Genomic DNA, 15,495 nt, shown 5'->3' on the forward strand with positions numbered 1-15,495 from the left:
GTTACTAATAATGCCAGTTAAGGATTTTATATATGACCGCACCAAGTTGGGATCTTTCCATCGCTTATCAGGGTTTAGGCGACCTTAAAATTGAACAAGATATTCAGTTAATTGAGCAGTGTATTGATGCTTTAAAACTTCATGTTGGAAATCGTGACCAAGTACAGGTCATGCAAAATGCGGTTCAAACCTCAGAAGCCGCTGGGACATTAATGGCAACGATCAATACGTTTGCTACTTGTCACGCCTCCGTTGACTCATCAGACGACACTGCAAAAGCGTTGATGGGACGCATTGCGAAACTTAACTCCACGCTTAGTCAGTCTTTCGCACCATACAGCGATACGATTACTCATGCCGGTAATGATTTCATAGAGCAGGTGCTTGCACATAATAGTGGTGATGTTTCGGGTCAAGCTTTTCAATTTGATTGTTTACGTCGCCTAGCCGATACCAAATTATCGGTTGCTGAAGAACAGATCTTAACGGCGTTTGAAGTTGATGGGAAAGATGCATGGGGACGAATGTACGACAACCTAACAGGAACGCTTCAGGTTGAGTTGGAATACGCTGATGGAACTACCGAACAGATGGGGTTTTCTCAAGCGGCAAGCTTACTTTATGGTAATGACTTTAAGAAGCAACCTATCGCGTGGAAAGCCATTCAAAAAGCGATGGAAGTTCATAAAGAGAGTTTCGCATCGGTACTAAATGCTTTAGCGGGCTGGCGTCATACTGAAATAGAGAAGCGCTCGACAAAACGAGAGGTGCATTTTTTAGAGCCTAGTCTTCACGACAGCCGTATTTCTGAAAAGACACTGGATACTATGATGTCGGTTGCTAAATCGAATCGCCATGTAGGACAAAAAGCGGGTAAGTTGATGGCAAGAGTGCATCAGCTTGATGAAATGAAACCTTGGAACCATCAAGCTGCGATGCCTGAGCTTGCTGATTCTCAAGGAGAGAGTGGTTATTCGTTTGACGAGGCCATTGAGGTAATTCGCTCGGCGTTTGCTGAAGTTGCCCCTGAAATGGCAGAGTTTGTTGACGTTATGGTTGAAAATGGCTGGATTGATGCAGCGCCTAGTGATCAGCGTCGCTTAGGGGCGTATTGCACCAAATTGGCGGCTACACGCTCTCCGCTCGTGTTTATGACCTGGGGTGGAAGTCGTTCTGACCTGCTTACGTTAGCACATGAACTAGGGCATGCATTCCATAACTGGGTGATGAAAGACATGCCACTGTGCAAAACCCGTTACCCGATGACATTGGCAGAAACAGCGTCTATATTTGCAGAAAATATTGTACGAGACTACTTACTGAGTCAGGCTAAAAACACGAACGAGAAACTTGAAATGCTGTGGGAAGAGCTGTCCTCATGTTACGCATTGATGGTTAATATACCGGTACGTTTTGAATTTGAAAAAGCATTCTACGAGCAGCGTAAAAATGGAGAGCTTTCAGCTAATCAACTGTCGGAACTGATGAGTGAGCATTGGCAAGATTGGTACGGAGATTCGATGTCTGAAGCTGACCCTTACTTCTGGGCAAGTAAGCTCCACTTTAGCATTTCGGAGGTGAGCTTTTATAATTACCCATATCTGTTCGGTTATCTATTTAGTAAAGGTGTTTATGCTCAGCGAGAAGGTAAAGGTGAGAGCTTCTATTCCGATTATATAGCACTACTTCGTGATACCGGCAGCATGAATGCGGAAGAGGTTGTCGAGAAACATTTAGGAATGAAACTGACTGATGACGAATTTTGGCAACAGAGCATCGATCGTGTAAAAGAGAAGGTAGATGAGTTTGAGAGGCTACTCGACAGTAATAAATAATATGACGATGAGTCTTGCTTTTAGCGGTTAATCTTTTCTTATAAAAGGTTAACCGCGAGCGATGCATTAGAGAGAAAAACTCAAATTAGCGTCTCAACTTATGATCGTGGTTAATTTATAGTATCCATGCTTAAGTTATTGTTATTTCGACTAACGGCAGTGTTTTGAATGAGTATGTTTTGTGCATAAAACATACAGGTCTTCAATGCATTGCCATTTTTGCGATTTATAATCAGATTTCTGTTAATAAGTGGGATCGTATCAACATATTTTGCCTGTCCAATTCATTACCATACCGCTGTGAAATAAAGGAGTAACACATGACGAAAAATCTCTTTCGCCAATCATTTCTTTTAGACAGCTTAGATCTAAAACATGGAATAGAAGCTGCGGAATATACCGCGCCATCTGGAGTGATTTTTAAGCTGCATCAACGAGGCGTTCTCGAAGTAACGCCTGCTCAGTACAGTGAGCAAACCAAGAATGTTATTGTTTCGTGCGGTATTCATGGAGACGAAACGTCACCGATGGAAATCGTCGATAAAATAGTAACTGATATCTTGTCTGGTTTTCAGGCTATTTCAGAACGCTGCTTGTTTATCATCGCGCATCCAGAGGCGACAAATCAGCACACTCGTTTTATCGAAGAGAACTTGAATCGTCTATTTGATGAAAAAGATCATGCGCCGAGTCGAGAAGTCACCATTGCTGACAGTCTAAAAGTGTTAGTGGCTGGTTTTTACCGAAATACACAAGTAGAGACACGTTGGCATCTTGATCTTCACTGTGCGATTCGTGAATCAAAGCATTACTCATTTGCTGTGAGCCCTAAAACTCGTCACCCAGTGAGAAGTCGTGCTTTATTTGACTTTGTTGAGCAATCGCATATTGAAGCCGTTATATTTTCTAATTCTCCAGCAAGTACGTTCAGTTGGTTTAGTGCTGAAAACTTTTCAGCTCAAGCGTTAACGATTGAACTAGGGCAAGTCGCACCGATTGGTGAAAACGAATTAGAGAAACTCGTCGCGTTTGATCTATCACTACGCGATCTCATTGCAGCGAGCGAACCTGAGCATCTTGCTAAGAAAGCCATCATGTATCGTGTTAGTCGCACCATTGTAAGACTACATGAAGAGTTCAACTTCCTTTTTGATGACAACGTTGAAAACTTTACCAGCTTTAAGCATGGGGAAGTATTTGGATACGATGGTGAAAAACCATTGATGGCGAAAAACGAAGATGAAGCGATTGTTTTTCCAAATCGTCATGTTGTTGTTGGTCAAAGAGCAGCGCTTATGGTGTGCAAAGTCGAGATTCGTTATGATCATGATCAGGCTATTTACGACTGATCAGTTTGTCCCTGAAGTTTCGAAATAGCTTATTACCAATAAGTTACGTTACTACTTTCTATTTTAATGGCTTAACGCTAAGGTTAAGCCATTATTGTTTTCAAAGGTTATCAAGCGCTAGAGTTTGGTAAAAGCATGCAATTTAATCAACTTCTATTACAAAAGCATCGCCGTTGGATGCGTTACTCTTTAATCCTCTCTCTTCTGTTATGTATCAGTAGTTCTATTTACTTGATTATCGGTGAGTTGACGATATCCCCATTTGGTTCACTCTCTTCCCTCGAGTATCAACTTTTATATCAATTACGTTTACCTAGGCTGATCGCAGCCATGGCGATTGGTGCCTCCCTTGCTGTATCGGGGGCTGTACTCCAAGTGCTATTAGGCAATGTATTGGCTGAACCCGGAGTGCTCGGGATATCAGGCGGTGCAAGCGTCGCGATGGTTATTGTTCTATTTTTCTTCCCGCTCGCTGCTTCTGCGCACGTATTTATGCTCGCTGCGGTTGCAGGGGCGATGGTCTTCACCTTAATTTTAGTGAGCATGGCTAAGGCAATGCGCTTGACCACAGCACGCCTGTTACTCGTCGGTGTAGCGCTTGGGATTTTAGCCAGTGCAGCAGTTACGTGGGCATTTTATTTTAGCGATGACCTTAGCTTACGTCAGTTAATGTATTGGCTAATGGGTAGTATTGGTGGCACCAGTTGGTATCAACATACAGTTACATTGGTTATCTTACCGGTTCTGCTCTGGCTTTGCATACAAGGCAACGTGCTCGACAAATTAATGATGGGTGAAGCACATGCAAAACAACTTGGTGTTAATGTTGACTCAGTACGGTGGAAACTGATTTTTGCTGTGTCTATTCTGGTTGGTGGTGCAGTAGCTATTGGCGGTGTAATTGGTTTTGTAGGATTAGTTGTGCCGCATTTACTTCGTTTAGCGTTTGGTACGGAAAATAAATATCTCATTCCCGTTGCAGCACTAAGTGGTGCATTACTTGTCGTTGTTGCCGATCTTATTGCTCGCTTAGCGCTCGATTCGGCTGAATTACCACTTGGTGTTGTAACCACAACGTTAGGTGCGCCTATATTTATCTGGATGCTGGTGAAAAATCATGATTCAAATTAATGGAGTTTGTGTTGATTCGCGAATATTGCCACTATCATTTGAATGTAAGGCTGGCGAGATACTGCATATTATTGGACCAAACGGCAGTGGAAAAAGTACGTTGCTATCCGCTATAGCTGGAGTCTTACCTTTTACCGGAGAGGTTAGTTTAAATGAAGTAGATGTTGGCTCTGCGTCGCTAGACACACTTGCTCAGTACCGAGCTTATCTAAGCCAAAGTTCCAGACCCGCGTTTAATTTGGAAGTGTTTCAATATTTGGCATTATCCATTCCAAAACTGTGCAGTTTTGAAGACGACAACGTGCAGAAGGCCATTACTGAACTGACTAAGTTGGTTGATATTGAAGATAAGCTTCATCGTTCAATTCATCATCTATCTGGGGGGGAATGGCAACGGGTGCGTTTAGCCGCGATATGTCTTCAAGTATGGCCGTCACTTAATCCTCACGCCAAACTACTCATTTTGGATGAACCAGCTGCTCCACTGGATATTGGGCAAGAATCACTGTTATACCAACTAATTGATGAAGTCGCGAAGCGTGGATTGTGTATCATTATGGCTAATCACGATTTGAATCGGACACTGCGTCATGCTGACAGCGCCATTTTGCTTAATAATGGTGTTATGCAAAAGGTAGGCAGTGCTGATCTAGTGCTAGAGCCAGAACTATTATCTACCGTATTTCAAACATCAGTTAAAAAAGTATCAATAGAAGATAAGTCTTACCTGATTTTTGACTAGAGAAAATCATTACAGTAACTTTAATAAAAATAGCGAGCTAAATTAGCTCGCCATTTTTGAACTGTTAACTAAGTTGACTGAAAAATCATGTTTATGATTGAATTATGCTTACTTAGTTAAAGGTGCTAAATCAGCCGGACGGTAATAAACAGACTTTAAAACTTTACCTTGGCGAATTGTTTTTGCTTCAGATACAAAGTCTTCTGCACATTTAGCAATGATGTAATCACCTTTTTGAACGGCCATTAGCTTAATACCTTGCTCTGCGTAGAAAGCTTCAGTTTCAGCATACTCTGTCTCGTTGCGACACACTTTACTCATATTGCTTGAGTGCACTTCGTCCCAGCATGGTAGGAAATCTACGCCACGATTAATCGAGACATTAAGAAGAAGATCAATCAAGTAACTAATCGCTACATTATCTTCAACTTTACTGTGACCTAAGTGAACTAAACGCCCCATTAGTACGTAGACGCTATCGACGATGGCATCAGCTTGTTCCATTTTACAATCGGCTTCAGCGAGCTCTGTAAGTTCTTCGATAATTAAAGATGTATGAAGAGTATCTGCTTTTTCATTTAAGCTCGCTACATCAGCAACAGGAAGATCGAATGTACTACGGAATTCTGAGATATCACGATAAAGATGATCAAAAATAGGTTGAGTCAATTGAGATAAAAGCATGAACAAAGTCCGTTATAAATGTGCGTAAATAATTCCGGCTATGATAGCAAAGCGTAGGACTTGCTTCTATCTACTTGTTGCTACATTTGTTATGAGAATAGGATTAGTAGAAAGGGCTTTATACGTTGTCATAGGTACAAAAAAGGGAGCTACTATAAAGTAACTCCCTCTGCGTTAGAATGTTTAGTTCTTATTATCGGCCACGTCCATCAACCATCACAATGATCGTTTTAGAAATGATACTCAAATCCATCATTAGCCAATTGCGTAAAGAACTCAATGAAAGTGCATAGCTATGGTCAAAGCCGACTTTACGACGAACATCATCAATACATGTGTCATAACCTTGGTTTACTTGAGCAAGGCCAGTAATTCCAGGCATTACACCATAAGTACGGTCGGCAAAGTATGGGATTGCTGTTTCAAGTTTATTATAAAAGCTTGGACGTTCAGGGCGAGGGCCAATCAATGACATTTCACCAAGAACAACATTAATCAATTGTGGAATCTCATCTAAACGCGTTTTTCTTAGAAAGCGACCAACCGGCGTTATACGTGGGTCACCTTCAGTTGCCCATACTGCTCCTGAGCGTGTTTCAGCGTCTTGGTACATGGTTCTAAACTTGTAGATTTCGAAGAATTCCATATGGCTCGGTGTTGATTTACCCACTCGTAACTGTTTGTAAAATACAGGGCCAGGTGATGTAACTTTGATTGCTAGAGCAATGAATGGCATCACAGGACTAAGTAGTAATAGACCGACAATTGCACCTGTTAAGTCAAAGATTCGTTTTGCGCACCAAATTGAAATACGGGTTGATTTGTTAGTAGTCATAATAAATTCCTTAGTGATTAACTCTTGTCCAGCGACCAGATTCAAAACCTAAAAGGTAACGAAGTCCACCAACAAAATTTGCGAAGTGGCCAGATACTAGGTAAGTCATGAGCTTGCAAAGTTTGCAGGTTAAAACGGTTGGAAATATAAGGCTCAGGGTAGCAAGTGTATAAACTGTTACTTGTCCAACTAGAGCCGCCAAAAACAGTGGGTGTTCAATTAACATAAATGAAGTACAAAGGCATATCAGCATCAGGTACGGCATAGTTAGTCGTAAACCTTTACCTGAGATGAATGCAAATGCGACCCCTTTGTACTTTGGATTAAATAAGCTAGATAACAGAATTGCTTGTTGCATGTTACCTGCTGATATACGTAGGCGGCGCTTAAAGTCATTGCTTTGATTTGTTGCTTCCAGTTCAACTGCCACCATTTGATCATCATAAATTGCGTTATACCCCTGTTTTACTATTTGCATGGGCAACACAAAATCATCATTAATTGTGTTGCTGGCTAATGGCTGAAACAGGTGAGTTCTAAATAGATAAAACGCGCCGTGTGCCCCTAATGTTGACCCAAGGGAGGCTTCGTCATGCTTAACTTGGCTTTGATAATTCCAATAGCTTGCTTCGCCTTCGTTATTGGTTTCTAGTAATTGATATCGGCCGTTAACAACACCTGTCGTTTTGTTTTTGAAATGCTGTTCTGCGACCAATAACGCGTCAATGGAAATTAGAGCTGAGACATCGGATAGGGCAGTAATGTCAGATGAAATAGTAAGCATTTGCTGATTGATAACAGCGACCTTTCCACGATTTTCATCAAAGTCTCTTATTTCGAAATGAACATCACTACAAATAGATTCTTGAATCGTATCTTGTGCAATCGACACTGTGTTGTCAGTACAGCCATCACAAGCAATAATAATCGTCAATTGATTACGAGGATAATCCAAGCTAGCTAGGTTACGGATTTTATCTGCAATCCATAGCTCTTCATTATACGCCGCAACAAGTATTGTGATTGAAGGGCGAGCGCGATCAAGTTTGTTACTACGATAGCCTCTGGTTGTATTGGCAAGTTCCGTTTGCGGGTGATTCTTTGAATACCATTTTAGAACCAGTGGATAGCCAACATGGTGATAAACAATCAACGTTGCGCTCGCTAGCGATATGAAAATTGTAATGAATTCGATCATGCTAGAACCTCCGTAGCGATTCCATTCTCAGCGAGCGTTTCATACGCCTTAACCATATTTCTAATGTTATTGTTTTTAATTACAAACGCTCTTGGTTCGCCGATAGCTGTAATTCGCGTCATATGAAAAAGTACGTCAGCCATATCGTGAATGTCGTTTGCTCTGATCAGTTGTCCGGTTTTCGGACATAATGTTTCGCGGCTTGCTCCAACGTTAGTCACTGCAGTACGTATGTTACAAGCTTGCGCTTCGAGTGGAGATAAGGGAAAGCCTTCAGAGCGAGATGGTAGACAGAATAGGTCGAGTGCTTGATAAAAACGTTGCATGTCGTCAACTAAACCTAAAAAGGTTACACGGTCACCAACTGCGTATTGATCTGCGATTCGTTCAAGAGCAGCTCTCTCACTACCAATACCTGCGATAACAAGATGAATACTTTTTGGCAGGTAAGAAAGTGCTGCAATCGCTAAATCATGCCCTTTCACGCGCTCAAGCCTACCTGCACAACCAATAATGGTTTTGTTAAACGGGATACCAAAGTGTTTTCTAGCAATATTCATTGAACCAGGACGGAATCTTTCACAATCGACTCCATTTTTAATCGTTGTCGTATTTTCATAAGAAAAACATGACAACAACGTCTCTTTTACTAGGTTAGCATCGGCGACAAGTAGGGGCTTAGTTACGTTCAGTGCCAATCGTTCAAGGCGAAGATGTTTGTCATTATTCAAATGCCATACGTCATGTTCGGTGTGAATTCGAGTAGGTACTGATGTTAAGCGAGCAGCAAGGCCCGCATAAATGAGTGGGCCAATATGATGGGTATGTACAACATCAGGCTTAATTTGGTTAAAGGTTTTTATCAACTGAGTTAATGTTTGAAACTTAACACCTGGCTTTTTTTCTAGGAATAGGATTTGACTTGTAAATGGCTTTAATCGTGGCCACTTCTCAATTGCTTGTTCTTTTTCACCCTCTAAGCTAACGATCATGACTCTATTAAGAGGGGTAGAGAAAGTAAGAAGATCAAGCGCTAGGCTTTCTAGTCCTCCTGGAGCTAAGTGCTGCACGACATGGATAACAGTTTGTCCTGTTGCTGTGTGTGTAGTTTTCATGATTGGCTCCTAGAGTCTGCACTGTTTTAGTATCTATCTATAACAATGCATGGAGCGTACCAACTTTAACTCCCTTTCATATCAGTCTCTTAGGGTGGTTTTTGGTGTTTTATTATGAATATTCCAAAATGAGAATCGAATTGAATAACAAATTGAAGACGGTGCTTTATTTTGAAAATGAAGAGAACCTAGCGCTAACTAGGCGTCTATTTTAGGGATGATAGTAATAACGGGAACCCCTGTAAGCTCTTCAAGCTGATCTTTACGACGAACGGATGTATCGAAAAGTTCAACGATTGTGGCTAAACCACAGCCAAGAGCAATACCAGCGACAATACCTGCTATGACAAAAACAATGGATGGAAGGTTAGAGGGGCCACTTGGTGAAAAAGGTAAATCGATGATTTTAACACGCTTGTTTTGTTCAAAAATACCAAGAGAGCCTGTTAGCTGAGCCATTTCATAGCGCTCGACTAACTCATCGTACAGTTGTCGTTTTATTTGGACATCACGTTGTAGCCGATAAAGTGCTTTTGCATTGTCACCAAAGTTATTGGCTTTTTGCTCAAGCTCAAAAATCATCTGTTTTAAGCTTTTGGTTTCTTCATTTAGTGACTCGTACTGACCACGAACGAGTTGTAAACTGTGAAGTTGCGTGACTAGTAATGGCTGTACTTCTGAAAGATCAGACAGCGTTGACGTGCTCGCAATATCCCAAAGCTGATCACTACTTAAGTTGGGCTGTTCGACTTTCAATAAAGAGGTACGTTCAATTTCAAGTCGAGACAACTCTCTCTTTTTCGCTTGCACGGCACTGTGTTCTTCAGTGTATCGAGCTCTTAAAAGGCTAAGGTCACTTCGAATCTCTATTATTTGCTCTTCTATTTTACCTACAACAGGATTTGTTTTTGATAATTGTTCATCAAGGCTACCTAAACTTTTTTTAACCCCTGCAAGTTCTGCCTTTTTTTCCGATAGACTCTGTTTGAGTGTCGCAAGACGATTTAGGCTTTGTGCCTGCATTTCAGGGCTAACGGACGAGTTTTCGTTTTTGAAATCGGCGAGTGCATCTTCTGCTGTATCAAGATCACTTTGGCGTTTGTCGATATGAAAGGCTAGAAACTCACTAGAGTCTTTAATGGATGAACGTTCTGGTGCTAACAATTGCTCTATAAAATGATCACTGATCGATTGAAGCAACTCTTTCATCCCTTCGGCTCGGTCGGATTTCAATTCTATTTTAAGAAAGTCTTTACCAAGCTGGGAGACATTCAAACTGGATGATATGTCATACATCACCTGATCAATTTTAGCGGGTGTAGTATTTTCGTCGATTAGGCCTTGTTCTAAGGCAACAGAGTGCAGAACATGGCGGCTCTTTAGAAGTGTGCTTAATGCATTAAGACGATCTTTTAACATGGTAGAAACTGCTATATCTTCAAGAAACGGATTCATTTTGGCGGTTTCTTGAATCAACATGCTGGTATGAGATCGGTAAGTTGTTGGTGCAAGTTTCGAAATTCCGGCTCCGATAAATGGTAAAATCAGAATGGGTAAACAGATGAGATAGCGCCGTCTCCAGGCTGCACTAAATATTATGATCAATCGAAACTTTAATTCATTCATAGAAGCTCCAACATCCAGTCAACAAATTCACTGCGTGCGTCCCAACTGTGCTGATTTACAATCCCTGAAGGCAATGGTTGTTGATGTCTAGCTGCTTGTAACGCAATACTCATATCTTCACTATTATTTACTACATTTACGTAGCGTTTGTATGCTTCTAAAGCAGGAAAAGGGGTCGATATTATTGGACGTCCAGCTGCAAGATATTCCATTAATTTTAAAGGGCTACATGCAATAATTTGCTCATTCAACTTAAAGGGTAGCAGACTTACATCCCAATGCTGGCTATATCGGGGTAATTCGTGATGAGGCTTTGGACCGAGGTAAAAAACATTGCTGCTTTTAGGCAGTTTTGATTGGCTTAGCTCTTGCGGACCAATAAACACAAAGTCCCAATCCTGATTATTAGCCACAACCTGTTCAATCATGTCGTAATCAAGCCAATTAGATAAGCTGCCATAAAAACCTGCGACTGGACGTCCTCTGTTCGGTAGGTCTGATGCTCTTGGTGCTGCCGTTGAGAACAAATCACAATCTACTCCATGGGGGAGTAACTGTGTTTTGGAGGCAGGAAAACGAGACTGCATCTCTTCACTTGCCGCGAATATGAGGTCCGCTTTTTCTATCAATTTAGATTCGTGCTCGGAGACGACTGAATGGTCAACCCCTGCGAGCGATGAAAAATCATCGCCACAGTAATAAACAACGGCTGATTCTCCCATGTGCCCACAGAGATCAGCGGCGGTAGGAAGAGAACACCAAAGAACAGGTTCATTGAGTTTAGCTTGTTGTAAGAGAGGCTTAAGCTGGGAAAGCATCATTGATTTAGCCATACTTCGAGCGAGCCCTGATTTTGGCGCAGGTATGGTTTTAAGGTTAACGACAGTGACATTCCCGTATGCTGTTTTAGCTTGAGTATTCGTTTTCTCACTTTCAGAAGATGTAGTGTTAGTTGTCGAGAAACCACTTTTAGACCGGCCAAGAAGCTTGTTAATTGCGCGTTTTCCGTCGTGAGCATTGAACTTGGGTTGACGCAAACCGATTGAATTAACCCAGACAACTTTACGCTGCGCAGCCAAGCGTTTAATGATGTGCTGGGTGCTAGAGGGAAGACCACCAAAGTCTTCACCGAATACGATTAGATCATGCATGGCGTTATTCCCCATGTTGATGTGAGACGATGGTTTTAACTACCTTGGCAGGATTTCCTGCGGCGATAACATACGGAGGAAGATCGCTGACAACCACGCTTCCTGCTGCAACTACAGTACCTTCACCAATTTTAACGCCTTGGCGAATTGTGACATTAGTACCTAACCAAACATCTTTTTTCAGAACAATATCACCTACTTGTGATTCATCATCTGGCTCGCCTAGAGCACGGCGGTGGGCATCAAGTGGATGCCCCGAATAACCGAACAAAAATGCTCGCCCAGCAATACGTACGTTGTCTTCAATAATTACGGTTCGACCAACAGCAATCGTTGTTTGCCAGCCAATATCGACATTATTACCAACGATAAGCTGTGGACTATTGGTTGACGGCCGACCACTAAAAGTCGTTTGGCCGGAAACTCGGCAGTTTTTACCTAGGCTAATTTCGAGTGGGCCAGAAATAAATGGAATGCCGCCATATAGAAACAGTCCACGACCATACTGATTTAACCGGCCTTTAAATGCAGGCGTATGGAACAGAACTCGGGTGAGTGATTGCCAAATGGAACAGGTGAGTTTATACACACTATAGATCAGCTTATTTAGTACTTGAGGCGTTGGTATTTCAAACATGCGAATCTTTTTGAGAATCAGAAACAGACCGCGATAAGTTGGGTTTGGGTGGCATTGTAGCCATATCTTCATATCATTTACGCGAGTAGCCAACATATTGTCACCTGTGCTTTTGTAAGAGTTATTAGTTCTATTACACAGATTGTGCCAAAACATTATTCACTAAATATCAACAGCTTAGGGTTAGTGTCGTTTGCGGATTTTATTATGCAACTTATTGATTCTCAAATTGAGAATTGTTTTGCATAGTTAATTTGATCAATTCCAAGGCTAATTGCTAATGTTGGATCTTGGATTTTCAGAAGCCTTGTTTTCAGGAACTTGGCTTTCGGAATCTGTGTTTTCAGAAACTTGGTTCTCATTGATTTGGGTCTGAGTAATATTAGCTACCGCAACGGTGAGCGCGGCAAGAATATAAATCGGCCAGTTAAAACCTTGGGTAAGAAATGTTCCTGAGACAATGGTGCCGATAAGCCCAGCGTAAACAGCATTAGCGGCAACGATAAGGTTAGCGGAATAGTGATCTGGATTCTTAGCGATCGCTGCTAGGGTATTTCTTGCGCTCAATATTAACGAAGTAATGAAACCAATAAATACAATAAGCCCTAAAAAGCCCGTTTCGGCTAGTACACCAAACCATGTGCTATGAACGGCGTGGTTTAGGCCATCCCAATGTGGGCTATAAAAAAAATAATTAGCATAAAAATTATCTATTCCAACCCCCGTTAGCGGATTATGCAGGGCCATTTTAAAGGCCGCTTCCCATGCGTATAAGCGACCCATCGCTGATTCATCAATTCCTTCCTCTGCTGCGCCTCCTGATGACCTATCGGAAATGCCCGCTACAAAATAGAGAATGATACCTGCAATAGCGCCAAGTGAGATAAGCAATACTTTAGAGCGAATTAACTTAAGTGCATAAATACCAATAACGGCAATTGACCCCAATAAGCCACCACGACTTTGAGTCGCGATAATTGCACTCATTAATAAGCAGGTGGTGATCAATGCGATAAGTCGACTCGGAAATGGAACGCCTTTGGTCGTAACAAGTGCAATTGAGAACGCGAGTGGAAACATCAGAACTAACGATAGGTCATTTGGATCCCCCAACATCGATCCAATACTGCGGCCAATTGATACTCTTGTGCCTTCTACTAGGTCGATTCCATTGATTGAATTAAAGATAGCGACGCTGGCAATTAACGCACCTGAGAGTGTGATCAGGATAGCGATACGGCCAATGTTCTTATTGTTGTTCACAAGCCACGCGATAGCGAGCGTCATGACAATGATCTTCCAATACACAGATTTAAAGCTCGCGATGGCGATACCAGGACTAGAGGCAAACAGAATTCCAATAATTACGAGTACCCAGAAGATAGAGAGCCAAGTAAACGAGCGATGCCAATACACCTTAATCTGTTTACTCACTAAGGTATGCCAAAGTAAGGCAGAAAGTGCACCTAGGGATAGCATCAAAGGGATTTTTAATGAGTAGAGAGCAGGAATGGCTTCGTGAATACGAAAAAATGAAAAAAGTACAAATAACGTCACCAACCAAAAGGTTTGGCTTAATACAAACAGGGCGCCTAACGGGATAAGTGCAAGAACGATGGGAATAGCGGGGTGAGGTACAAAATACCAAACAACGCTGATCACACAACACAATAATGAGATGAATAATGTTGAGAGATAACGTTGTTTGGTTGTCATTACAGTCCTCTAATCACGCTCGGAAAATAGCGGGAAAGGTTAGGTAATTCAAATGCATCTAAGAACTTGAATCGATATGCGACCGCCAAATTAAATATAGCACCAAACAGAGCAATTAGGATTAGCCATAGAGGGTGCTGATTGAAAAAGCTCAACGCTAAGCAACTGAGAGTGTTAATTAAAATCAATAGTATTGCAGAGTACTGGTAGGGCAGTTTGATTAACCGCTGACTAAAGTAGAGAATCAGTGTTGCTCGAGTTACCTGAGCAATGGCAATGGATACTATGATCCCCCAGATACCATACCCCAATAGAGCCCAACATAGCCCAAGGCCCCCTACGGTACATGCACTATTGATCATTAATATCAATTGGGTCTTTTTGTGTTGCAGAATACCTATATTGACTAGGTCAGACAGTTCTTTAAATAAGGCAATCAGTATCACCCCTGAAAGTAGCTCGGTTGCGGTTATATAGGCTTGAGGAAGTGTCCATGCGATGAATATTTGGCTCGCGCTGGCGACAGTTATGGTCAGGATCGAGATATAAACCAACCCACATTGCGTCACTTGCGTTGTATAAGATTTCCCTTGGTACATCAGTGCGTTAAAACGTTTTGGCATCCACCACATACTGAAGGGCTGAATAAGAATACACATTGCTAACGAGAACTTTGCAGCGACGGAATAAAGACCAAGAACCTCGATAGAGAAAGAATAGCCAATAATCCATTTTTCAGCGCCAGTTAACCCAAAGGCAACAAGTGTAGAAAGCATTAAAGGTATAGAATATTTTAGTAAGCTTTTTAGGTTCTTAAGGCCTGCCCACACCCAAGTGAATCGATTGACTCTGTGCAGTATCACGAGTTGAAATACACCCGTTAAAACACCGACAGCATAGATATATGTCACGACAGGAGCGGTATAAAGAACAAATACAACAGCAGATACCTGAAGAACACTGCTTAACACACTGATGACAAAGAAAACGTTCGCGCGGTCTTGAAACCTCAACCATGCCATACTGATTCCTAACGCACTCTCAAATCCCAGTACAATACAAAGCAGCGCTATATCTGTTGAAGTAAATATGGATTTAAGTGAAGGCAGCATAAACAGAAGAACAGTGACTAATGTCGCGACGATGAGCGACAACAAAACAGCATAGGTATAGAGCTCACTGACCTTATTAAATTGTTCGATCTTACATTTTAGTTCGCCTACAAAACGATAAAGGTTCTCGTGCATGGCAAACCCAACAAGCAGACTTAGGAAAACGGTCGTCGTTGCCAGCAGCTCTAATTTACCAAGCTGCGCAGGTGATAAGAACTGCGCAACGATGGGCAGCATAATGAGGGACATGCCTTTTACAAGAAATATACTAACCGCGTAAATAAGCATATTTTTTAGCGAGTTAGGAATCTTATTGAATAGCTTCTTATTAAGATACATTTTATTAAAAGACATGGTAATCACC

General features: G+C 41.7%; 13 protein-coding genes. 4 read left to right on the plus strand and 9 right to left on the minus strand.

Annotated elements, in window-relative coordinates; translation table 11 throughout:
- Positions 1-32: 32 nt before the first annotated feature.
- From L4C54_RS00595 to btuD, 4 genes are all read left to right on the plus strand, one after another.
- Positions 33-1,835 carry a M3 family oligoendopeptidase gene (locus L4C54_RS00595; protein ID WP_428806671.1) on the plus strand — a complete coding sequence of 601 codons (1,803 nt, stop codon included), beginning with the start codon at positions 33-35 and terminating at the stop codon, positions 1,833-1,835.
- A 320-nt stretch (positions 1,836-2,155) separates the two neighbouring features.
- Positions 2,156-3,184, plus strand: coding sequence for a succinylglutamate desuccinylase (locus tag L4C54_RS00600; protein WP_428806672.1), 1,029 nt, complete (start codon positions 2,156-2,158; stop codon positions 3,182-3,184).
- A 135-nt stretch (positions 3,185-3,319) separates the two neighbouring features.
- Positions 3,320-4,315, plus strand: a complete 996-nt coding sequence (gene btuC, locus L4C54_RS00605; protein WP_428806673.1) for a vitamin B12 ABC transporter permease BtuC — start codon at positions 3,320-3,322, stop codon at positions 4,313-4,315.
- Entirely contained in the window at positions 4,302-5,057 is a 756-nt protein-coding gene (gene btuD, locus L4C54_RS00610; RefSeq protein WP_428806674.1) for a vitamin B12 ABC transporter ATP-binding protein BtuD, read from the plus strand. Before btuC ends, btuD begins: the two co-directional genes overlap by 14 nt.
- Positions 5,058-5,165: 108 nt before the next feature.
- Here the strand turns inward: btuD and L4C54_RS00615 are convergent, their stop codons facing one another.
- The 9 genes from L4C54_RS00615 to L4C54_RS00655 form a co-directional block, all read right to left on the minus strand.
- Complete coding sequence (locus tag L4C54_RS00615) at positions 5,166-5,741, minus strand: nucleoside triphosphate pyrophosphohydrolase family protein (protein ID WP_428802069.1); 576 nt, start codon at positions 5,739-5,741, stop codon at positions 5,166-5,168.
- Positions 5,742-5,934: 193 nt separating this feature from the next.
- Positions 5,935-6,576 carry a sugar transferase gene (locus tag L4C54_RS00620; protein ID WP_428802068.1) on the minus strand — a complete coding sequence of 214 codons (642 nt, stop codon included), beginning with the start codon at positions 6,574-6,576 and terminating at the stop codon, positions 5,935-5,937.
- A 10-nt stretch (positions 6,577-6,586) separates the two neighbouring features.
- Positions 6,587-7,774 carry a glycosyltransferase family 2 protein gene (locus L4C54_RS00625; protein WP_428802067.1) on the minus strand — a complete coding sequence of 396 codons (1,188 nt, stop codon included), beginning with the start codon at positions 7,772-7,774 and terminating at the stop codon, positions 6,587-6,589.
- Positions 7,771-8,889 (minus strand): glycosyltransferase, encoded by a 1,119-nt coding sequence (locus L4C54_RS00630; protein ID WP_428806675.1) that lies wholly within the window; start codon positions 8,887-8,889, stop codon positions 7,771-7,773. Before L4C54_RS00630 ends, L4C54_RS00625 begins: the two co-directional genes overlap by 4 nt.
- A gap of 198 nt (positions 8,890-9,087) precedes the next feature.
- Positions 9,088-10,515 carry a GumC family protein gene (locus L4C54_RS00635; RefSeq protein ID WP_428806676.1) on the minus strand — a complete coding sequence of 476 codons (1,428 nt, stop codon included), beginning with the start codon at positions 10,513-10,515 and terminating at the stop codon, positions 9,088-9,090.
- The gene (locus L4C54_RS00640) at positions 10,512-11,666 is read right to left on the minus strand and encodes a glycosyltransferase (RefSeq protein WP_428806677.1); all 1,155 of its coding nucleotides are present in this window, start codon (positions 11,664-11,666) and stop codon (positions 10,512-10,514) included. The genes L4C54_RS00635 and L4C54_RS00640 overlap by 4 nt, the downstream gene beginning before the upstream one ends.
- Before the next feature lie 4 nt (positions 11,667-11,670).
- Positions 11,671-12,399: an acyltransferase gene (locus L4C54_RS00645; protein WP_428806678.1), complete on the minus strand. Its 729-nt coding sequence runs from the start codon at positions 12,397-12,399 to the stop codon at positions 11,671-11,673.
- Between the two features lie 174 nt (positions 12,400-12,573).
- Positions 12,574-14,019, minus strand: a complete 1,446-nt coding sequence (locus L4C54_RS00650) for an O-antigen ligase family protein (protein WP_428806679.1) — start codon at positions 14,017-14,019, stop codon at positions 12,574-12,576.
- Positions 14,019-15,485, minus strand: coding sequence for a lipopolysaccharide biosynthesis protein (locus tag L4C54_RS00655; RefSeq protein WP_428806680.1), 1,467 nt, complete (start codon positions 15,483-15,485; stop codon positions 14,019-14,021). Before L4C54_RS00655 ends, L4C54_RS00650 begins: the two co-directional genes overlap by 1 nt.
- Between the last annotated feature and the right edge of the window lie 10 nt (positions 15,486-15,495).

The sequence above is a fragment of the Vibrio lamellibrachiae genome, from assembly GCF_050337265.1.
Lineage (GTDB): Bacteria > Pseudomonadota > Gammaproteobacteria > Enterobacterales > Vibrionaceae > Vibrio > Vibrio kyushuensis.